The following is a 20,032-nucleotide window of genomic DNA, read 5'->3' as shown; positions in this document are numbered from 1 at the left end:
CAGGAAAGGCGCGTCCCCCATGAGAATCCCCCGAAAACTGCTGGCCGTGGCCACGGCGATGCTCGCCGTCGGCGCCTCGGTGACCTTCGTGGCCAGCGCCGACGCCGCGGTCCCGGCGGCACCGGCCGGCATGTCGCTGGTCTTCAGTGACGACTTCACCGGCGCCTCGGGCACCGGGCTCAACCGGTCCAACTGGCTCTACTCCACCGGCACCGGATACGCCGGCGGCGCCGCCAACTGGGGCACCGGCGAGATCGAGACGATGACCGACTCGACGGCCAACGTCTACCAGGACGGCGGCGGCAACCTGGTGATCAAGCCGATCCGTGACTCCGCCGGCCGCTGGACGTCCGGCCGGGTCGAGACCCAGCGCACCGACTTCGCCGCCCCCGCCGGCGGAAAGCTGCGCATGGAGGCCCGGATCTCGCAGCCCAACGTGACCGGCGCCGCCGCTGCCGGGTACTGGCCGGCCTTCTGGGCGCTCGGCGCCGCGGCCCGCCCGGTCGGCGCGACCAACTGGCCCAGCATCGGCGAGATCGACATCCTGGAGAACATCAACGGCCGGTCCAGCGTCTTCTCCGCGCTGCACTGCGGCAGCAACCCCGGCGGGCCGTGCAACGAGACCACCGGCCTGACCAGCGGTGAGCGGGCCTGCAACGGCTGCCTCGGCAGCTTCCACACGTACGCCATGGAGTACGACCGGAGCGTCTCGCCCGAGCAACTGCGGTTCTACCTGGACGGCGCCAACTACTTCACCCTGACCTCGAACGCTGTCGACTCGACGACCTGGAACAACGCCCTGCACCACGGGTTCTTCATGATCCTCAACGTGGCGATCGGCGGCGGCTTCCCGGCGGCCTTCGGCGGCGGCCCGACCGCGGCCACCCAGTCCGGCGTGCCGATGCTCATCGACTACGTGGCCGTCTACCAGTCCAGCGGCGGCACCACCCCGACCAGCCCGACCCCGACCGCGACCGGCGGGACGAGCCGTGACGCGTACGCCCGGATCGAGGCCGAGTCGTTCAACAGCTCGGCCGGCGTGCAGCTGGAGACCTGCTCGGAGGGTGGCCAGAACGTCAGCTACATCGCGAACGGCGACTGGCTGCAGTTCAACAACGTCAACTTCGGGACCGGCGGCGTGAAGGACTTCGTGGGCCGGGTCGCGTCCGGTGCGGGAACCGCGGTCAGCGGCCTGGTCGAGGTACGCCTGGACAGCCGCAGCAACGCCCCGATCGGCAGTTTCGCCCTCGCCGGCACGGGTGGCTGGCAGACGTGGACCTCGGTCCCGGCCAACGTGTCGAACGTGACCGGCTCGCACACCGTCTACCTGACCTTCACCAGCGGCCAGCCGGCCGACTTCGTCAACCTCAACTGGATCCAGTTCCGCAAGTGAGTCAGCGTGCGCGGGCGGCGGCGCGCTGCCGCCGCTTGCGCACCTTCTTCACCACCCAGGACCCGATCGCGATCGCGAAGAACGCCCAGATCGCGTAGTCGAACCAGTGCGCATACTGCTCGACGTCCTGCCAGCGGGACCCGAGCGCGTAACCGGCGCCGATGAACAGCGCGTTCCACACCCCGCTGCCGATCGTCGTGCAGAGCATGAACTGGCCCATCGGCATGTGGTTGGCCCCGGCCGGGATGGAGACCAGACTGCGCACCACCGGGGCGCAGCGCCCGAAGAGCACCGCGGCCCGCTCGTGTTTCTCGAACCAGCGGTCCGCCTTGTTCAGATCGTCGGGATCGACGAGCGGGATCCGGTCGAGCCAGTGCTTCAGCCGCTCCTCGCCGAGCCCCCGGCCCAGCCAGTAGAGGGCGACCGCCCCGACAAGCGCGCCGAGCGTCGCGGTGACCCACACCAGCACCAGGTTGACCCGGCCCTCGCCGGCCAGGAAACCGGCCATCGACAGCACGATCTCGCTGGGGATCGGGGGAATCAGGTTCTCCAGCGCCACCAGCATCCCGACGCCGATCTCGCCGAGCGAGTCGATCACCGAGGCCACCCAGCCGGTCAGTCCACCGAGGTTGCTGAGATCGCCGTCGGCCATGCGCCCGCCCTTCAACTGTCGCCATCAGGTCCCCACACACTGTGCAGGCGGTTTCTGAGAGTTACCCGGGAGCGGAGCCGCGAACCCCCTGCCGCATATACCGATCATCGGTATATTCTTCCGGCATGACTGAGGCACCGATGCGGGAGCCGACGTTTCTCGTGCTCACCGCGCTGGCCGAGGAGCCCCGGCACGGTTATGCCGTGATCGAGGACGTGGCCGTCATCACCGGCGGGCGGGTGCGCCTGCGAGCCGGCACCCTCTACGCCGCCCTCGACCGGCTGCGCGCCGAGGGCCTGATCGCGGTCGACCGCGAAGAGGTCGTGCAGTCCCGGCTGCGGCGCTACTACCGGCTCACGGGGGCCGGCGAGCAGAGCCTGGCCGTCGAGACCGCCCGCCTGCGCGACCAGGCCGCCATCGCCGAGCGCCGCCTGCGCGCCCGCCACACCCGACTCGGGGGAGCCACCGCGTGACCAGCCTGGAGAGGCGATATCGCCGTCTGCTGCGGATCTATCCGGCCGCTCACCGGGCCGCCTACGAGGAGGAGATGATCGGCGTCCTGATGTCCGGTGCCGCGCCCGGCCGCCGCTTCCCCACCCCGGCCGATGCGTTCGACCTGGTCCGCGCGGGCCTCACGGCACGCTTCAGGCAGGCTCTCCACACCCATCGGGGTACGGGATGGCGCGCCGCCGCCGGAGTCACCGCCCTGTTCGCCGCGCTTCTGATGTCGGGCGCCGCGATCAACCGTCTGATCGCCGGCCTCGTGCTGTGGGGCGAGGGCGACCCGATGCGGCTGCACGGTGTGGACGGGTTGATCCTGCTCGACCCGGCGCTGCGTGCCGTGATCTGGCCGATCGTCGTGGTCGCGGCGGTGCTGGGCCTGCGCCGGGCCAACCCGGGCCCCCGCCCTGGACAACTTCTGGTTCGACGATCGGTTCGATGGGCTCTTCTTCCAGCCGGGAGAGGTGATGCAGGACTGGGTGCCGCTTCTGGTCCTGTCCGCCGCGGCATGGACCGCCGGTCCCTGGGTGCGTGGCCGGATCGCGGTTCTGTCGGCTGCCGCGCTCACCGTCGCGTATGCCTTTCCCGACCTGTCGGGCCTGGTGACCGTCGCGGCCTTCGACGATCTCGGTGGCGCCGACGTGCTGAGCCGGATCGTGGTGTTGCTGCTGGCGCCGGTGGTGGTCCTCGGCGGTGGTCTCGCCGCCCTGGCCGTGCGGGAGCGTTTGGCCGGTCAGGGCCACGGACAAGTAAAGGGGCATGAGTGACCGGTGGTATTCCAAGGCCGTCGTCTACTGCCTAGACATCGACTCGTTCGCCGACTCCGACGGGGACGGCTGCGGTGACATCCGCGGCCTGATCGGGCGGCTCGACTACCTGTCCCGGCTCGGGATCAACTGCCTGTGGCTCAACCCGATCCACCCGTCGCCGGGCAAGGACGACGGCTACGACGTGTCCGACTTCTACAACGTCGATCCCCGGTTCGGTACGCTCGGTGACTTCGCCGAGTTGCTGCACCAGGCGGCCAACCGGGGCATCAAGGTGATCATCGACCTGGTCGTGAACCACACGTCCGACCAGCACCCGTGGTTCCTCTCGGCTCGATCGTCGCCGGATTCGCCGTACCGCGACTGGTATGTCTGGAGCGAGACCGCTCCGCCGGACCGCAACCAGGGCATGGTCTTCCCCGGCGAACAGGACGAGACCTGGTCCTACGACCGGACGGCGAAGCTCTGGTATTACCACCGGTTCTACAAGTTCCAGCCGGACCTCAACATCAAGAACCCCGAGGTCCGGGACGAGATCAAGAAGATCTGCGCGTTCTGGCTGCAGCTCGGCGTCGCCGGTTTCCGGATGGACGCGGTGCCGTTCATCATCGAGGAGACCGAGCCGGGCAACCCGTCCTCGCCGATGGACTTCGGTTTCCTCAGCGAGCTGCGCCAGCACGTCCAGTGGCGACGCGGCGACGCGGTCCTGCTCGCCGAGGCCAATGTGGAGCCGGAGATGCTGACCGGCTACTTCGGCGACGAGGGCGGGTCCAGCAACCGGATCCACATGCTGTTCGACTTCATGCTCAACGCCAGGCTGGTGCTCGCCCTGGCCCGGCAGGACGCCGAGCCGATCATCGACGCGCTGCGCGACTCACCGAAGCTGCCGGACGGCGGGCAGTGGGCCACCTTCCTGCGCAACCACGACGAGATCGACCTGTCCCGGCTCACCGCCGAACAGCGCAAGGACGTGATCGAGCAGTTCGGACCGGAAGACCACATGCAGTTGTACGGCCGGGGCATCCGCCGCCGGCTGGCGCCCATGCTCGGCAACGACCGCCGGCGGCTCGAACTGGCCTACTCGCTGCAGTTCAGCCTCCGGGGGACGCCGGTGCTGCGGTACGGCGAGGAGATCGGGATGGGCGACGACCTCTCGCTCGACGGGCGCAACGCCATCCGTACCCCGATGCAGTGGTCGCTGCTGCCGAACGGCGGATTCTCCAGCGCCGACCCGAAGGACCTGGTCCGGCCGGTGATCACCGGGGGCGAGTTCGGGTTCGAGAAGGTCAACGTCACCGTGCAGCGGCACGACTCGTCGTCGCTGCTGTCCTGGTTCGAGCGCATGATCCGTACGCTCAAGGAGGCTCCCGAGATCGGCGAGGGCACCTGCACGCACGTCGACGTGCCCGCGCCCCGCGGCGTGCTGGCGCACCGGGCCGACAACGGCACCGGGACCATGCTGTTCGTGCACAATCTGAGCGACGAGCCGGCGGTGATCGACCTGAGCTCGCTGGCCGCCGACGCCGAGTTCCCCAACGACGTGCTCGCCGATCAGGACTACCCGGAACCGGACGGTCTGGACAAGATCAGCATCGGCGGGTACGGATACCGGTGGATCCGGATGCGCAGAACCGCCTGACCGGGATTAGCATCGGCTTCCAGCAGCGTGGATCACCACTCTCCAGCAGCGTTGATCACTACCGGAGGCCGCAATGTCGCAGTCCGTACGTCGTGTCGCTGTAGTGACCGGAGCCGCCCGCGGCATCGGCGCGGCGATCGCCCGCAAGCTCGCCGCCGACGGCATGGCGATCGCGGTCGTGGACCTCGACGAGAAATCCGGCGCCGAGACGGTCGAGGCGATCGTCTCGGCGGGTGGCTCCGCCATCGCGATCGGCGCGGACGTGGCCGACAAAGATCAGGTGGCGGCGGCCGTCGAGCGGACCGTGGCCGAGCTCGGCGCGCCGACCGTGCTGGTCAACAACGCCGGAGTGCTGCGCGACAACCTGCTCTTCAAGATGTCCGAGGACGACTGGGACACGGTGATGGCCGTCCACCTGCGGGGCGCCTTCCTGTTCAGCCGGGCCGTCCAGCAGCACATGGTCGCCGCGAAGTACGGGCGGATCGTCAGCCTCTCCAGCACCTCCGCCCTCGGCAACCGCGGCCAGGCCAACTACGCCGCCGCCAAGGCCGGTCTGCAGGGCTTCACCAAGACGCTGGCCATCGAGCTCGGCAAGTTCGGCATCACCGCGAACGCGGTCGCGCCCGGCTTCATCGTCACCGACATGACCCGGGCCACCGCGGCGCGCATCGGGGTGGACTTCGACGACTTCGAGAAGGCCACGGTCAGTCAGATTCCGGTCGCTCGCGCCGGCCGCCCCGAGGATGTGGCGAATACTGTGTCTTTCCTGGTCAGTGAGGGGGCCGGCTTCGTCTCCGGACAGGTCGTCTACGTCGCGGGCGGGCCGAGGGACTGACAGGCTAATGGTTGCTGGCAACTTGCTGAGAAGAGTTACAAAGAAATCATGAACCGACGCATGAGTTCCCGGACCGTGTCGTTGACCAGCACGTTCCTCCTGCTGGCAGCGGGGGGTCTGGCTGCGTGCGACAGTGACGAATATGTGGACGAGGGCTTCTACTGCGCCGACGCCAACGGCGTGATCGTCGACGAGGACTACTGCGACGACGACGGTGGCGGCGGTGGCGGTGGCGGCGGTTTCTTCATCTGGCACTCGTCGGGATATCGCTCGGGTTACCCGATCGGCTCGAAACTCCCGGCCGGCGGCAGTAAATTCGCCTACAACGACGCGGCGTCCCGATCCAAGTTCGGCCTCCCGTCCAGCGGGAAGATCGGCAACGGCACCGTGAAGACCAGCGTCGTGGGCAAGGGCGGCAGTGGCAGCAGATCGTCGGGGGGCTGACACTTGCGGCGGATTCCGCACGGACCGGTGCGCGACGGGTGGCGGCTCACCAACTACAGCCTCGGCCTGACCTACAACGACGACGTCCTCCCGGACGGGACGACGTATTCGTACTGGCAGGAGGGGCCGTACTACGACTTCACCGCGGCCGAGATCGAGGAGCTGGAGACAGCCTGCTCGACCCTCTACGCCATGTGCCTCGAAGCCGGCGACTGGATGGTCCAGCAGTGCCCACGGCGTACCGTCGAAGGCCGTAAACAGGGATACTTCGCTTCGGTCTGCACCGCCGAGTCGTGTTTCCTGACCCGCATCGGCATCCCCGAGTACACCCACGAGCAGATCATCCGGACCTGGTTCGACGGCGACGCCGACACGTGGACCCACCAGGACAAGGACCCCGACGGCCGGCTGCCCGTGCAGACACCGGACTACTCGCCGACCGTCTATGGTCGCTTCGATCTCTGGTACAACGGGGCCGGCACCATCCCCCGGCTGCTCGAATTCAACGCGCAGACACCCACCTCGCTCGTCGAAGCCGCCGTCATCCAATGGCACTGGATGGACCAGACCGGCGTGGCGCAGCACGAATGGCGCCAATGGAACTCCATCCACGAGCGACTCGTCGGCTGGGAGGCCACACCCGGCGAGCCCGGCGACCCCGGCGCGTGGCGGCGCAACATCGGCAAACTCCGCGAGGCTCGGCCCTGGCTCCCGGAAAAACCCAAGATCTATTTCGCGTACGAGACGTCCGAGACCTCCGGAGAGGACCGGATGAACGTCGCCTACCTGATGGCCACCGCGGAAGAAGCCGGTTACCCGGTCGAACTGATCGCCATGAGCCAGATCGGGTGGGACGTCGCCGGGGATCGTGTGCTGTTCGTCCCGGCGCCAGGGCAGGAACATCGCGCCGAACCGATCGACGTCATCTTCATGCTGTACCCGTGGGAATGGTTCTGGCACGAAGAAGGCGGGAAGGCCTTCTTCCGGAACATGGCCGATCCGCAGAAACGCGGGACCGTCTGGATCGAGCCGCCCTACAAGGCCGCCCTCCTGGGGAACAAAGCGTTGCTGCCGGTGCTGTGGAAGCTGTTCGGAGAGGATCCGGAGCGGGGGAAGTATCTGCTGCCCGCCTATTTCGGTGAATCGTCGGCGGCGGCCAAGCTGACGTCCTATGCGAAGAAACCCGTGTGGGGGCGTGAAGGCGGGTCGGTCAGTCTCGTCCGGGACGGGGTTCCGGTCGCCGACGTGCCGTCGGAGTACGGGGCGGACGGGCGGTATGTGGTGCAGGAGCTATGTGAGCTGCCCACTTTCGAAGGACTGGAAGGGCCTGTTCATCCGGTCATCGGGGCCTGGCTGATCGACGGGGAGCCGGCTGGGATGGGTATTCGTGAAGGTGTGGGGACAGCGGGATTGGTCACCACCAACACGTGCAACTTCGTGCCACATGTGATCAGTTAGCTGGACCTGCTGGCTTCGCTTCGCTCCGCGGGCAAAACGCCTCGTCACCGGCGGCGTTTTGCACGTGCTCTGTGGTGGACGTGCGCACTGGGAAACTACGGGGCATGCTGGGGTGCCGCTTACCCCTTTCCGTGGTCGCGGGGGGTGGGCTTGTGGCGGTGGATCCACCACAGGCCTATGAACGGCAGGACCAAGGGGACGTAGCCGTAACCGCTGCCGAAGTTGGACCAGACGGTGGCGTCGGGGAAATCGCCGGTGTCCAGGACGCTCAAGGTGCCGATGGCCAGGACGCCGAGCAGTTCGATGGTGCAACTGGCCAGGGCGATCCGGCGGCCGGTGGGGCCGCCCCGGGCCAGGCCCACGGTCGCCGCTATGTAGACCAGGCCGGCGAAGGCGGACAGCAGGTAGGCGAGCGGAGCCTCGGCGAAGTGGGTGGAGATCTGCACCAGGGCGCGGGCGCTCGCGGACAGGGCGAACACGCCGTAGACGAGGAGCAGGACGCGGCCGACGCCGGAGCCGAGGGCGGCGTCCGCCGGGCGGACAGTGGTCTCGGAAGGGGTCTTCTCAGGCACCGGTCACCGACGCGATCTGCTGCAGGCGCAGCACTAGAACGGGCACAATCAGGCAGCCGATGCCGAGGATCAGGTTCCCCCAGCGGGTCGGCTCCATCTTGGCGAGAATCAGCGCCGTCGGCATCAGGCCGATCGTCGTGACCAGATATCCGGCGAACGTGCCGGTGTCGGCCGGTCGATCCCCGCCGAACAGCCCGGCCACGGCGACCACCACGAGCACCGCGACCAGCACGCTGAGCACGACGCAGGCGATCAGATCGAGGCGGCTCGGCGCCCGGTCCAGGGCTGTCCGAACCAGATACCAGACCGCCAGGACGAGGGCGGCGACGATCGTAGTCGTCGACAGGACACCGTTCACCCGGCCAGGTTACTGAGGGCCTTCCGGCCTGGTAACTTCCGGCCTGGTGATCAACGAACGCGAGGGCGGGGCTAACCGGTGCGCTTCGGACTATTCGGTACGGGACCATGGGCTCACCTGGCGCACGCGCCGGGGCTGGCCGGACACTCCGGCGTGGAGTTCGCCGGCGTCTGGGGCCGGGACCCGCAGAAGGCCGCCGACCTGGCCGGCCGTTACGGCGTCACGGCCTACACCGACGCCGACGCCCTGATCGCCGACGTCGACGCGGTCGCGATCGCGCTCCCGCCCGACGTGCAGGCGCCGATCGCGCTCCGGGCGGCACGGGCCGGCCGGCACCTCCTGCTGGACAAGCCGATCGCGGTGCGTACCGAAGATGCCGAAGCCCTTGCCGCCGCGGCCGGTGACGTGGCCTCGGTGGTCTTCTTCACCCGCCGGTTCACGCCCGAGCTGGACGGCTTCCTGACCGAGGCGGCGGCGACCGGCGGGTGGGCCGAGGCGCGGATCGACCACCTCGGGTCGATCTTCGTGCCGGACAACCCGTTCGGGGCGTCGCCGTGGCGGCGCGAGCGCGGCGGCCTCTGGGATGTCGGCCCGCACGCGCTGGCCGCGGTGCTGCCGGTGCTCGGCCCGGTGGCTGAGGTGACCGCCGTGGCCGGACCCCGCGATCTGACGTTCGTGCTGCTCAAACATGTCGGCGGGGCGGTCAGCCGGCTCACTTTGGCGGTCGACGCGCCACCCGCGGCGGCCCGTGAGGAGGCCGTCTTCGCCGGCGACGCCGGACTCCGCGAGGTTCCGCAAGGCCGCTGGGAGCCTGCGGAGGCTCTCGGTCGTGCCATCGACCAGCTGCTCACGGCGGCGGCCGGCGGCCCGGCATCCGCCTGCGACGTCCGCTTCGGCGCCACCGTGACCGCGATCCTGGTGGCCGCCGAACGCTCCCTGACCGAACGAACCACCATCACCGTCACCCCCGGCTGATCGTGAGAGCTGCTCCCACGCCGTCGGCGCGGCTCTGAAGGCATGCCGAGGGGCCGGTGGCAGCCGTACCGGCCGGGCCGGCTGCCTACGCCCGGTGACGGCGTATTGATCTGTCCCTGGCCGAACTGAGCGCTAACTGGACAGAACTCGCGCGTTACGGATGGACGCATAGTAGCGAGCCGAATACATTTTCGCCTTGTCACGTGCACCGGGGGCCGAATCGCCCGGCGGTGGTGTTCGCGGGTCCGCGGCACGGCCGGGCACGTGTCGGGGTGAGGGGATGCACTGCATGACCGACCGCACAGCCAGAGGTATGGACGGTTCCGCCCGGCGCGGGGGAGCGCGAGCGTGACCGGCCTGTGGGATGCCGAGCGGGACGCCTCCGAAGCAGCGCGGGCGCTGGCCGGGCTGGCTGCCCTGCTGCGTGCGGAGACGCCTCCCGACCCTCGGGCGCTGCGGAGCCTGGCCGAGAACGGCGGGGCCGCGGCCGAGCGCGTCGTGGCGTACCTGCGACGGCGATGCGCCCCCGGGGACGGTGAGATGGCCGAGGCGCCGCCGCGGCTGGCGCCGTGGCGGGACTGGGTTCCGTCGCGCGGGCATCTTTTCGGGGTGCCGGGCGTGGATCGTCAGGCCGGCGGGGTGCCGCAGCCGCGGCGTTGCGGTGACCCCGGGGAGTGACACCCGTTCAGGTGGTCGTCCGCAGGGTCTCTGACGGTGACTCTCCGAAACGTTTGCGGTAGGCCGACGCGAATCGTCCGAGATGTGCGAACCCCCAGCGGTGGGCCACGTCGGCGACGGTGATAACGGCCGGATCTCCGGTACGGAGTGTCTCGTGCGCCCGGGTGAGCCGGACCTGCTGCAGGTACGTCATGGGCGCGCTGCCGACGTGCCGCCGGAACCCGGACTGCAGGGATCGGATGCTCATCCCGGCGATGGCGGCGAGCTCGCCGACGGTGAACGCCCGTTCCGGCTCGGTGCTGATCGTGTCGAGGACCCGGCGGATGGGCCGTGGAGGCCCGGTGCCGACCGGCGCCACCAGCTCGTCGGTGTACCGGTGCGGGACGCTCAGCAGCAGGCCGCTGAGCACGCTGCTGCACAGTTGCTCGGCGATCAGCGGCTCGAAGATCAGGCTGCTCTCGTGGTCGAGCTCGTCGCGGAGCAGCCGGATGAGCCGGCTCCAGCTGTGCGCGGGCCCCTCGGTGAGGTCGAAGGCGGGCGGCAGGTCGATCGGGCCGTCGATGGGGTGGCCGAGCAGCGTGACCAGCTCCGCTTCGAGCGCCCAGGTCTCGATCCGTACGTCCAGCTCCGCGGTGTTCGGCTCCTGGCGCAGCTGGACCCGGTCGCCGGGCCGGAACGCGAGCGCGGTGGCCGGCGTGGCGGTGACCTCGTGACCGTCGCGGCGGGCCCGGACCAGTCCGGTGGTGGGCACGGTGACGTGGTAGGCGGCCAGCGACGGGAAGTCGAGCGTCGAGCTGCCGGCGAAGGTGAGATGCCCGACGGTGAGCGGTCCGAGTCGGATCACCTCGACGCCCAGTTTGAGATCACCGTCGGCGGACACCGGGGGGTAGAAACGATTCAGGACCTGCCGGGCCCGCTCGCCGTCGACGCTGTCGAGGTAAACGGTGTCCCGCGCCGACGTGACGTGCGGCAGGGCGTCAACCATGCCGCCTGGCGCTCCAACGCATACGGTGAGTATTCGGTCAGGCGGGTGGACAGTCAACGTGGCCGCCACGGAGTGACCGTTCCAGCACATTCCGGCCATATGAACTACTCTGGCGTTCCGCGCCTACGTGGCGTAACTTGCAGACCAGCGGATTGTTGTAGGAACGCGGGTTCCGGTCGGCGTCATCAGCTAACGCCGCTCAGCGCACGACCCCACTTCTTCGGTCGGCGTCACCGTGTCCCGCGGCAGGATCGGCGTCGGCTCAGAAGGCCGGGACGCCAGGAAGAGGGCAGCTGTGTATCTGCCGATCACGACCCGCCAGCTGGCCGACGGCACCGTCGAGATCGCCCCGAGCGGTGAGATCGATCTGGACAACGCTCACGTCATGAGGGACGCGGTCAACGACGTCCTGACCGGTATGACGCCGGGCCGCATCTGCCTGGACCTGCAACGGGTCATGCTGATCGACAGCATCGGGATCGGCATTCTGGTCGCCTGCTTCCACACGGCCGCCGCGAGCGGCGTGAAGCTGGTGGTCAGCCACCCCAGCGCCACCGTCTACCGGCAGCTCTGGGTGTCCGGGCTGGTCGGTCTTCTCGGCTGTGCCGAGCCGCCCGCTCCGCGTACGTCGGTGGGTTTGCGCCCGTCCTGATAGCTTTTCACCCATTCGAGAGGACCGGCCGACCGAAATCGACCGGTCCCGGAAGGGTGAAGCCGGGCTCGGCTCCGGTGGGTCAGTGCAGGGCCGACTCCTGCTTCAGCCGTTCGTCACCGGAGAGGGTGGAGAGCGGCTTCTCCTTGATGAAGACCACCGCCAGCACCGCCAGGAACGCGATCGGCGCTCCGACGAGGAACAGGTCGGCGGTGGCCGTACCGTAAATCTCCTTGATCACCGCGAGGATCTCCGGCGGCAACGTCTCCAGGTCGGGGACCTTCGCCTCGCCGCCGCCCGACGCGGCGGCGCCGAACTTCTCGGTGAAGAGCGTGGTGACCCGGTTGGTCAGGACCGCGCCCAGCGCGCTGACCCCGATCGAGCCGCCCATGCTGCGGAAGAACGTCAGCGCCGAGGTGGTGGCGCCGAGCTCCGCGGCCGGCACGTCGTTCTGCGCGGCGAGCACCAGGTTCTGCATGAGCAGGCCGACACCGATGCCGAGGACCGCCATATAGGCCGAGATCACCGGTACGGCGGTGCGCGCGTCGATGGTGCTGAGCAGCAGCATGCCGACCGTCATCACGATCGAGCCGGCGACCAGGAACCCCTTCCACCGGCCGAACTTGGTGATCAGCGCCCCGGCCACGGTGGAGGAGACGAGCAGCCCGAAGACCATCGGCAGCCCCATCAGGCCGGCGACCGTCGGCGACTTGCCGAGCGAGACCTGGAAGTACTGGGACAGGAAGACGGTCCCGCCGAACATCGCCACACCGACCAGCACGCTGGCGACGATGGCCAGGGTGACGGTGCGGTGCCGGAAGATGCCGAGCGGGATGATCGGCTCCTTGGCCTTCGACTCGACCAGGACGGCGAGCGCGAGGATCACCACACCGGCGCTCACCAGCGCGGCGGTCTGCCAGGACGCCCACTCGAACTTGTCGCCGGCCAGCGTGGACCAGATCAGCAGAGTGCTGACGCCACCGGTGATCAGCAGCGCGCCGAGCCAGTCGATGCTGACCTGTTTGCGCACCACCGGCAGGTGCAGCGTCTTCTGCAGCAGCGCGATCGCGATCAGCGTGAACGGCACGCCGATCAGGAAGCACCAGCGCCAGCCCAGCCACGACGTGTCCACGAGGACGCCGCCGATCAGCGGGCCGGCGATGGTGGCGACGCCGAAGACCGCGCCGAACATGCCGGAGTACCGCCCGAGCTCCCGCGGTGGGATCATCGCGGCCATCACGATCATCGCGAGCGCGGTCATGCCGCCCGCGCCGACGCCCTGGATGATGCGGCTGACCAGCAGCACCTCGACGTTCGGGGTGAAGCCGGCCACCAGCGAGCCGGCCACGAACAGGCTGAGCGAGAGCTGGATCAGCAGCTTCTTGCTGTAGAGGTCGGCCATCTTGCCCCAGAGCGGGACGGTGGCCGTCATGGCGAGCAGCTCGGTGGTGACGATCCAGGTGTAGACGGACTGGCTGCCGTCCAGATCGGCGATGATCCGGGGCAGCGCGTTGGCGACCACGGTGGAGGCCAGGATGCTCACGAACATGCCGAGCATGAGGCCGGAGAGCGCCTGCACCACCTCCTTGTGGGACATCCGGCCGGAGGCTTCGGCGCTTTCGGGTTCGACTGCTGTCATCGGCTTTCTCTCAAATCGTGAAGGATGGCGAAGGCTTCGCGGACGTGTTCGATCAGCGGCCGGGCGTCGCCGGACTCGGCCCAGCGGATCAGCGCGACCCGTACGGCGGCGTTGGCGACGGCGGCGACGACCGCCGGCCGGGGGTGATCCGGGTCGAGGCCGGAGTGGGTGGCGATCGCCGTGGCGAGCCGGTGCTCGGCGGAGGCCGCCGCGGCGATGAGCAGCGGCAGCAACTGCGGGTTGGCGGCGATCACGCGCATCCGGAGCAGCCAGAGCTCACGGTCGTGCTGGATCTGCTCGAAGGCCGGCGCGAGCGCGGTCAGCAGGGCGTCCAGCAGCGGGCGGTCCGCCGGGAGGACCGGCGCGCCGCAGTCCTCGAGGGGGTCGCCGACGAGGGCGTCCTCCTTCGTGGCGAAGTAGTTGAAGAACGTGCGCGGCGACACCTCGGCGGCCGCGCTGATCTCGTCGGTGGTCACCCGGTCGGCGCCCCGCTCCTCGGTGAGGCGGAGCGCGGCCGTGATCAAAGCCAGACGGGTCTGGCGGCGCTTGAGTTCCCGGCGTCCGGGCAGGGGAGGGCTATCCGCGTGCACGCGGTGAGGTTAATGCCGAACTTGCAGTTTCTGCAAAGTTTTAATCGTTGAGCTGGGCCCGCTCGATCTCGGCCAGCGCCGCCGCCCACCACGGCCTGATCTCCCGGCCGGCCAGCAGATCGGCGATCAGCACCACGGCATTCCGGGCCAGCGCGTCCGGTTTCGGCGGGGTCGTCCCGTCCTCGTCGAGCACGCCCAGCGCCGCGGCCAGCAGCCAGAGCACCACCTGCGGATCCGCCTCCGGCCACGATCGGACACAGCTCGCCAGCGCGGCCCGCACGTCGTCGGCGGTCAGCCCGTCCGGATGCCCGTCCTCCAGCAGCAGGCGGACGGCCGTGCCGAGCACCAGGCCGGTCTGCGCCGGATCGAGCGCCGCCAGATCGGTCGTCGCCTCGTCGAGCGCGGCGTGGTCGGCGGCCCGGACCGCATCGACACCGGCGGTGGCCGCGGCCGCGATCGGGCGGGCCGGTGCGGGCAGATGCCGCCATTCGCTGGTCATGGGAAGACCCTACGCCGACGGTGATCAATGACGGGGATCAGCCGCCGGGAAATGCGAACAGGAAAGTGAGCGGCATTCGAGAATTGTTCGGATGTGCGAATCGGCGAGCATTTCGGCAAACTGCGTCGAGTGGAGGCGGAGCGGAAACTGGGCGGCCGGTACCGGCTGCAGAACGAACTCGGCCGCGGTGGCATGGCGGTCGTCTGGCGTGCGCTGGACGAGGTGCTGGACCGGCCGGTCGCGGTGAAGGTGCTGGCCGGGCGCTATGCCGGGGACGATCGCTTCCGGGCGCGTATTTTGCACGAGGCGCGGACCGCGGCCACCCTCTCCCACCCGAACATCGCGCAGATCTACGATTTCGGAGAATCCGCCGAGGACGGTTGTCCGGTCCCCTATGTGGTGATGGAACTGATCAACGGCCCGACCCTTCAGCAACGGATCTCACGGGGCCCCCTTCCGCCGCGTACCGTCTTCCGGATCTGCGGCGAGGTGGCCACCGCCCTCGCCGTCGCGCACTCCGACGGGCTCGTGCACCGCGACATCAAACTCGCCAACATCATGGTCACCCCGGCCGGCGCCAAGGTCGTCGACTTCGGCATCGCCGCCGTCGCCGGACCGGCCACCCCCGAGGACGTGCTGCTCGGCACCCCCGCCTACCTCGCGCCGGAGCGGCTCACCGGCGGCGCCATCGAACCGGCCTCCGACGTCTACGCGCTCGGCGTGCTCCTCTACCGGCTGCTCGCCGGGGTCGCCCCGTGGAGCGTCGAGACCACCACCCAGATGCTCAAGGCACACGTTTACCAGGAGCCCATTCCGCTGGCCGGGCCCGCCGGGGTGCCCGCCGAGATCATCGACATGGTCACCCGGTGCCTGGCCAAGGACCCGGCCGCGCGGCCGGACGCGGCGGAGGTGGCAGGCCTGCTGGGCGATGCCGCCGAGGCCGCGGCGCTGTCCAGGAGAGAGGAGGGGGTACGGTCGAACGCGCCCGATTTCGCACATGAGGCGTCCCCGCGTCCCGTGCCGGAGGGCGACCCGACCCACCCCGTGGCCCCGGCCATGACGATGTCCACACCACGGCCGCGCGAGACGGGTGCCCGCGACACCACGAGGCGGGTGGCCGTACCCCCTCGGTGGAAGAAGGCGCGGCTGCCCGCCGCAGCCGCCGTGGTGACCCTGGCCGTCGCCGTGCCGCTGGTCCTCGCCGCCGGAGACGGTGACCCGGACGGATCACCCGGAGTAGCAGCCCCGCCGGCCGCCTCACCCAGGGTGACCCGCAGCACGCACGCCGCGCCCGCCGCCTCCCGCCCGTCCGGGACGACAAGCCGGCCTGAGCGGGCACCGTTGAGCAGTGCGAACGCCGTTCCGCCGCCGAGCGGCCATCCGAACGCGCCCGAGTCGCGGGTGCCGTCGCAGCCCGGACCGCGACCCAGCGTCACCGTGCCGCCGTCGCCGTCCGCGGTGACGCCGACGCTGGGGACCCGGCTGGAGTCGCCGGGCGGATCGGTGCAGGCGACCTGTGTGACCGACGGCGCCGAGTTGCTGGCCTGGGAGCCACGCCCCGGATTCGTCGTCGAACAGGTCGACCCCGGCCCGTCGCCGGCCGCGATGGCGGTGTTCGGCGGCGACCTCACGCGCTACCGGATGTCCGTGACCTGCGTCGGCAGGCGGCCGTCCGCGGTGGTGCTGCCGCTGTAGCGCCGTTCGTCCGCTCACTGCCGGAGCGCGTCGGATGTCCGACTAAACTGCGGCGGCACGCTGCGAAAGGGACATCGATGACGGCGAACGCATCCGACGAGTGGCTCACCCGGTTCCGGGCGGTGCTCCGCCGTGCCCCGCAGCAGCCGGTGCCCGCTCCCGTCGCCTGGCCGTCGGTGCTCAATCTCGCTCCCGACCCCGGCTTCCGCGTCGCACCGGACGGTGTCGACGTGCCCGAGCAGGTGTCCGCCGAGCGCGCCGAGGTGCCCGGCCTGCCCGGCGTGACCGGCCTCCGGGTGACCGTGCCCGGCCGCGGTGGCGCCGCCGTCACCCCCGCCCTGACCAGCCTGTCGCCCGGCACCCACCACGCGAGCGTGTCGGTCTTCCTGGCGTCTCCGCTGGCCGGGCCGCCGCCGCGCCTGGCCGCCGAGTGGGTGGCCGAGGAGCCGGCGTCGGCACGATCCATGCCGGCCCGCAACGAGTACGGGCATCACCGGATCGGGGTCACGTTCACCGTTCCGGAGGGAGCGCGCGACGTCCGGGTCCGGCTCGGCGCGGGGCAGGGCGACGCCATCTGGTACGACTACGCCGTCACCGCCACCGAGGCGCCGGTCCGGCACTTCGACGGGGACACCCCGGCCGACGACGTGTACCGCTACGAGTGGACCGGCTCGCCCAACGCCTCACCGTCCCGCCGTACCTTCCAGCCGGACGCCCTCCCCGGCGCCGGGTCCGCCGTCGTGGAGCCGGAGACGCCGGCGGAGGCGGCGGTGTTGCGGGAACTGGTGGCCGGTGACCCGATGGCCGTCGCCCGGCTCGCGCTCGCCGCGGGCGACACCGCGGCGGCCGTCGACGCGCTGCGTCAGGTGGTCAAGGCCGGCGACCCGGACGGCGACGCGGCCTGGGAGCTGGGCCGGATCGCGCTGACCGAGGAACGCTGGGCGGCCGCCGAACAGTTGCTGCGCGGCGCGGTGGCGAAGCGGCCCGAGGCGTTCGAACGCGGCTACGCGCTGGCCCTCGCCTACGACAAGCTGAAACGCCGGGACGACAGCCGCCAGGCCTCGGCCGCGGCCCTGGCCCACGACACGAAACTGCCCTTCGACGGGACGGCTCTGCTCGACTCCGACGTCACCTCCTTCGGCGCCCGCCGTGAGCTGGGCATCTTCCTGGCCGAGCACCTGGTCCAGATCCGCACCCAGGCCGAGCAGCGTCTGGCCCGCCCCGCGGACAGCACCTTCGACCAGCCGATCTTCGTCTACTGGGCGCAGGGTTTCGAGGCCGCGCCCCCGGTGGTGAAGGCCTGCCTCACGGCGCTGCGCACGAACAATCCCGGCTCCCGCGTGCACGAGCTGTCCCTGGCGAACATCGGCGCCTACGCCGACGTGCCCGAGGACCTGGCCGCCGCCCTGGAAGGCGACCACTACCACTACTCCGACCTGCTGCGCATGCTGCTGCTGGAGAAGTTCGGCGGCATCTGGGTCGACGCCGCCTGCCTGGTCACCGAGCCGCTGCGGCCGCACATCGACCGGGCACTGGCCAAGGGCAGCGTGTTCGCCTTCACGTACACCGGCCCGTACCTGGTCAACTGGTTCCTGGCGAGCCGCCCCGACAGCTACGTCATGCACCTGTGGCGCGCCGCGTCGTTCCTGTGGTGGGAGAAGCGCGGCGAAATCGTCGACGTGCTCCTGCACCACCACATCTTCGAGATGCTGCACCGGCTGGACGACCGGTTCCGCACCGAATGGGACGCCGGCCTGCGGCTCAACGCGACACCCCCGCACGCGCTGCAGTCGGTGCTGCTCCGGCCGTACGACCCGGAGATGTTCCAGACCATCATGGAAGGCGCTTTCGTGCACAAGCTGCGCCACCAGCTCTCCCCGGCCGCCGGCGGCAGCGAGTCCTACCTGGCCCGCATCATCCGCGGCGACCACTGACCCGCTGCCGTCGGCGTCGACCGTCAGACGGACTGCCCCTGGAAGAGGCGCTGCACGTCCAGATCACTCAGCGCGCCCTGGTACGCGTTGACGTCGTCGACCTCCCCGAAGAGCCATCCGGCCGGCCCGGCCGGGGTGGTCGCCCGGCCGACGAGCAGCGAACCGGCCGCCTGACGGAACTGCCAGGCGGCGCCCAGGTCGACGGTCCCGACCGGCGTTCCGTCGACGTGGAGCCGCGCCTGCCGGCGGGTGGCGTCGACAACGGCGACGAGGTGGTGCCCCCGGTCGAGGTCCGCCGCGGGCGCGCTCGCCGAGACGGTGGCGGAGCCGTCGGTGAGACCGAACACCCAGCGCCCGCCGTCGGCCGGCTCGAACCCCAGGTGGAAGGCGCTCCTGTCCCCGTCGTCCTGGGAGATGACCGTCTGTGCGCCGCGCGCCGGGTCGAGGCGTACCCGGGCCGACACCGTGAACGACTGGCCGGTGAGCAGAACCGGCCCGTCCTGCCACACCGGGTTCGCCGGCCGGCCCACGTTGACCTGGCTATGGCCGTATTCGCGGGTCGCCTCGCCGTAGTGCGGGTCGGAAGGGTCGTCGACCCAGTGCGTGTCGTCGAGTTCGAGCGCGTTGCCGCCGCCGTTCGACACGACGTCGGCGCCCCGCGTCAGGGTGAGCTGCCGATCGAAGGCGGTGCTGTCCGGCGCCGAGCAGAGCGTCGGATCGAGATCCTCCTCGTAACACGGCGTCGCACCCTCGAAGCTCCACCGCCCGACCAGCCACGGCGTCAGCAGCCCCGGTTGATCGAAGCCTCCGGAGGCCGGATCGGACGCGAGCCAGCCGGTGAAGTCCTGCCCGGCCAGCACCCGGTCGTAGATCCGGACCTGCGCCACGTTGCCCTGCCACCAGCCGGTGTCACCACGGCCCAGCCGGAACTCCCCGGCCGGGTCGTTCACCGCGGTGACCCTGCTCACGGTGGCCTCGGCCGTCCCGTTCACCCAGAGGGTGAGGGTCCGCGCGTCGGCGTCGTGCGTCACGGCCAGATGCGTCCACAGCCCGGCCCGCGGCACCGAGACCGACCGCGCGACGGCCACCCGGCCACCCTTGCCGGCCTTCGACGGCATCCGGACCTGCCACCTGTTCGTGGCCTTGTCGTAGCCGACCGTGAGAGTGTCCCGGCCCGCTCCCGCCTTGCCGGCCAGGGTCCGGCTGACGGAGGTGTCGGTGAGCCGTACCCAGGCGGTGAACGAGAACGTCGCGGCGGTGCTGAGCGTGGCGGGCGCCGCCGACAGGTACGACGACCTGCCGTCGAGCGACACCGTCCCGCTCCCGAGAATCCGGGCGTCGTCCTCCCAGCCGATGTTCGTGCCGGTCAGCGGAGTGTCGTCGAGCGCGGGCTGCTGATCGGAGAGCGCCTCCTCCGGTCCCGAGGTCCACGGGTGGGTCTCCAGCCCCCAGATCGCTCGCGGCGACGCGGGCGGACCGGCAAGGGTTGCCGCGGGCGGCGCGGCACTGGCTGCGGTGGCAGTGGCGAGAGGGAGAAGCAAGGCGGCACAGGCCACGGCGAGGCGCGCCGTGATCCCGTGATCAGTACCGGACAGGAGATGGTGGGTTCTCATAGGACCTTCCCCGCGAAGATCGACAGAAGCGCCCCGACACAATCAAGGTCATCGAGTCGTCGGCCGCATCAGTGTGGCAGCGCCCCGCACGTGCGGGGCGCTGCCATCCGCTCACTGACGTCGATCCCGGAAGCTCCCCACGGTCCGCCGCGC

The 20,032-nt window shown here is 70.2% G+C and carries 20 protein-coding genes; 12 read left to right on the top strand and 8 right to left on the bottom strand.

Annotation, left to right across the window (positions count from 1 at the left end; translation table 11 throughout):
* Positions 1 to 19: 19 nt before the first annotated feature.
* Positions 20 to 1,393, top strand: coding sequence for a carbohydrate-binding protein (locus BM290_RS29080; protein ID WP_093619098.1), 1,374 nt, complete (start codon positions 20 to 22; stop codon positions 1,391 to 1,393).
* 1 nt (position 1,394) lies between these two features.
* Here BM290_RS29080 and BM290_RS29075 read toward each other — a convergent pair whose 3' ends face one another.
* A complete protein-coding gene (locus BM290_RS29075) occupies positions 1,395 to 2,045 on the bottom strand; it encodes a DedA family protein (protein WP_093619097.1) in 651 nt (216 codons plus the stop codon).
* Positions 2,046 to 2,170: 125 nt separating this feature from the next.
* On the opposite strand from BM290_RS29075, the gene BM290_RS29070 reads away from it, so the two are divergent.
* The 6 genes from BM290_RS29070 (at position 2,171) to BM290_RS29045 (ending at position 7,689) form a co-directional block, all read left to right on the top strand.
* Positions 2,171 to 2,518, top strand: a complete 348-nt coding sequence (locus BM290_RS29070; protein ID WP_093619096.1) for a PadR family transcriptional regulator — start codon at positions 2,171 to 2,173, stop codon at positions 2,516 to 2,518.
* Positions 2,519 to 3,013: 495 nt separating this feature from the next.
* Positions 3,014 to 3,313 (top strand): hypothetical protein, encoded by a 300-nt coding sequence (locus tag BM290_RS29065; protein ID WP_093619095.1) that lies wholly within the window; start codon positions 3,014 to 3,016, stop codon positions 3,311 to 3,313.
* Positions 3,306 to 4,952: an alpha-amylase family protein gene (locus BM290_RS29060; protein WP_093619094.1), complete on the top strand. Its 1,647-nt coding sequence runs from the start codon at positions 3,306 to 3,308 to the stop codon at positions 4,950 to 4,952. Before BM290_RS29065 ends, BM290_RS29060 begins: the two co-directional genes overlap by 8 nt.
* A gap of 73 nt (positions 4,953 to 5,025) precedes the next feature.
* Complete coding sequence (fabG, locus tag BM290_RS29055) at positions 5,026 to 5,787, top strand: 3-oxoacyl-ACP reductase FabG (RefSeq protein ID WP_093619093.1); 762 nt, start codon at positions 5,026 to 5,028, stop codon at positions 5,785 to 5,787.
* A gap of 48 nt (positions 5,788 to 5,835) precedes the next feature.
* Positions 5,836 to 6,231: a hypothetical protein gene (locus tag BM290_RS29050; protein WP_093619092.1), complete on the top strand. Its 396-nt coding sequence runs from the start codon at positions 5,836 to 5,838 to the stop codon at positions 6,229 to 6,231.
* Positions 6,232 to 6,258: 27 nt separating this feature from the next.
* Positions 6,259 to 7,689 (top strand): glutathionylspermidine synthase family protein, encoded by a 1,431-nt coding sequence (locus BM290_RS29045; protein ID WP_239143757.1) that lies wholly within the window; start codon positions 6,259 to 6,261, stop codon positions 7,687 to 7,689.
* A 119-nt stretch (positions 7,690 to 7,808) separates the two neighbouring features.
* Here BM290_RS29045 and BM290_RS29040 read toward each other — a convergent pair whose 3' ends face one another.
* Both BM290_RS29040 and BM290_RS29035 read right to left on the bottom strand, forming a co-directional pair.
* A complete protein-coding gene (locus BM290_RS29040; protein WP_093619090.1) occupies positions 7,809 to 8,261 on the bottom strand; it encodes a hypothetical protein in 453 nt (150 codons plus the stop codon).
* Entirely contained in the window at positions 8,254 to 8,619 is a 366-nt protein-coding gene (locus BM290_RS29035) for a hypothetical protein (protein ID WP_093619089.1), read from the bottom strand. Before BM290_RS29035 ends, BM290_RS29040 begins: the two co-directional genes overlap by 8 nt.
* A gap of 78 nt (positions 8,620 to 8,697) precedes the next feature.
* Between BM290_RS29035 and BM290_RS29030 the strand changes: the two genes are divergently transcribed.
* Positions 8,698 to 9,594 carry a Gfo/Idh/MocA family protein gene (locus tag BM290_RS29030; protein WP_093619088.1) on the top strand — a complete coding sequence of 299 codons (897 nt, stop codon included), beginning with the start codon at positions 8,698 to 8,700 and terminating at the stop codon, positions 9,592 to 9,594.
* Between the two features lie 348 nt (positions 9,595 to 9,942).
* Positions 9,943 to 10,272, top strand: coding sequence for a hypothetical protein (locus tag BM290_RS29025; RefSeq protein ID WP_093619087.1), 330 nt, complete (start codon positions 9,943 to 9,945; stop codon positions 10,270 to 10,272).
* A gap of 7 nt (positions 10,273 to 10,279) precedes the next feature.
* Here BM290_RS29025 and BM290_RS29020 read toward each other — a convergent pair whose 3' ends face one another.
* Positions 10,280 to 11,257: an AraC family transcriptional regulator gene (locus BM290_RS29020; protein WP_093619086.1), complete on the bottom strand. Its 978-nt coding sequence runs from the start codon at positions 11,255 to 11,257 to the stop codon at positions 10,280 to 10,282.
* Between the two features lie 295 nt (positions 11,258 to 11,552).
* On the opposite strand from BM290_RS29020, the gene BM290_RS29015 reads away from it, so the two are divergent.
* Positions 11,553 to 11,909, top strand: coding sequence for an STAS domain-containing protein (locus BM290_RS29015; RefSeq protein WP_093619085.1), 357 nt, complete (start codon positions 11,553 to 11,555; stop codon positions 11,907 to 11,909).
* 82 nt (positions 11,910 to 11,991) lie between these two features.
* Here the strand turns inward: BM290_RS29015 and BM290_RS29010 are convergent, their stop codons facing one another.
* The 3 genes from BM290_RS29010 to BM290_RS29000 are packed head-to-tail and all read right to left on the bottom strand — an operon-like array spanning position 11,992 to position 14,637.
* The gene (locus tag BM290_RS29010) at positions 11,992 to 13,548 is read right to left on the bottom strand and encodes an MDR family MFS transporter (protein WP_093619084.1); all 1,557 of its coding nucleotides are present in this window, start codon (positions 13,546 to 13,548) and stop codon (positions 11,992 to 11,994) included.
* Positions 13,545 to 14,138 carry a TetR/AcrR family transcriptional regulator gene (locus BM290_RS29005; RefSeq protein ID WP_093619083.1) on the bottom strand — a complete coding sequence of 198 codons (594 nt, stop codon included), beginning with the start codon at positions 14,136 to 14,138 and terminating at the stop codon, positions 13,545 to 13,547. The genes BM290_RS29010 and BM290_RS29005 overlap by 4 nt, the downstream gene beginning before the upstream one ends.
* A 40-nt stretch (positions 14,139 to 14,178) precedes the next feature.
* Positions 14,179 to 14,637: a hypothetical protein gene (locus tag BM290_RS29000; RefSeq protein ID WP_093619082.1), complete on the bottom strand. Its 459-nt coding sequence runs from the start codon at positions 14,635 to 14,637 to the stop codon at positions 14,179 to 14,181.
* A 93-nt stretch (positions 14,638 to 14,730) separates the two neighbouring features.
* Here BM290_RS29000 and BM290_RS28995 point away from each other — a divergent pair, with 93 nt between their 5' ends.
* Positions 14,731 to 16,332 (top strand): serine/threonine-protein kinase, encoded by a 1,602-nt coding sequence (locus tag BM290_RS28995; RefSeq protein WP_239143758.1) that lies wholly within the window; start codon positions 14,731 to 14,733, stop codon positions 16,330 to 16,332.
* A gap of 77 nt (positions 16,333 to 16,409) precedes the next feature.
* Positions 16,410 to 18,266 carry a capsular polysaccharide synthesis protein gene (locus tag BM290_RS28990; RefSeq protein ID WP_093619080.1) on the top strand — a complete coding sequence of 619 codons (1,857 nt, stop codon included), beginning with the start codon at positions 16,410 to 16,412 and terminating at the stop codon, positions 18,264 to 18,266.
* A gap of 23 nt (positions 18,267 to 18,289) precedes the next feature.
* Here BM290_RS28990 and BM290_RS28985 read toward each other — a convergent pair whose 3' ends face one another.
* Complete coding sequence (locus BM290_RS28985) at positions 18,290 to 19,879, bottom strand: LamG domain-containing protein (protein ID WP_093619079.1); 1,590 nt, start codon at positions 19,877 to 19,879, stop codon at positions 18,290 to 18,292.
* Positions 19,880 to 20,032 lie beyond the last annotated feature (153 nt).

Source organism: Actinoplanes philippinensis, assembly GCF_900113015.1.
Lineage (GTDB): Bacteria > Actinomycetota > Actinomycetes > Mycobacteriales > Micromonosporaceae > Actinoplanes > Actinoplanes philippinensis.
Note: the sequence above shows the minus strand (reverse complement) of the source record. Positions and strands in the feature narration are given on the sequence as shown.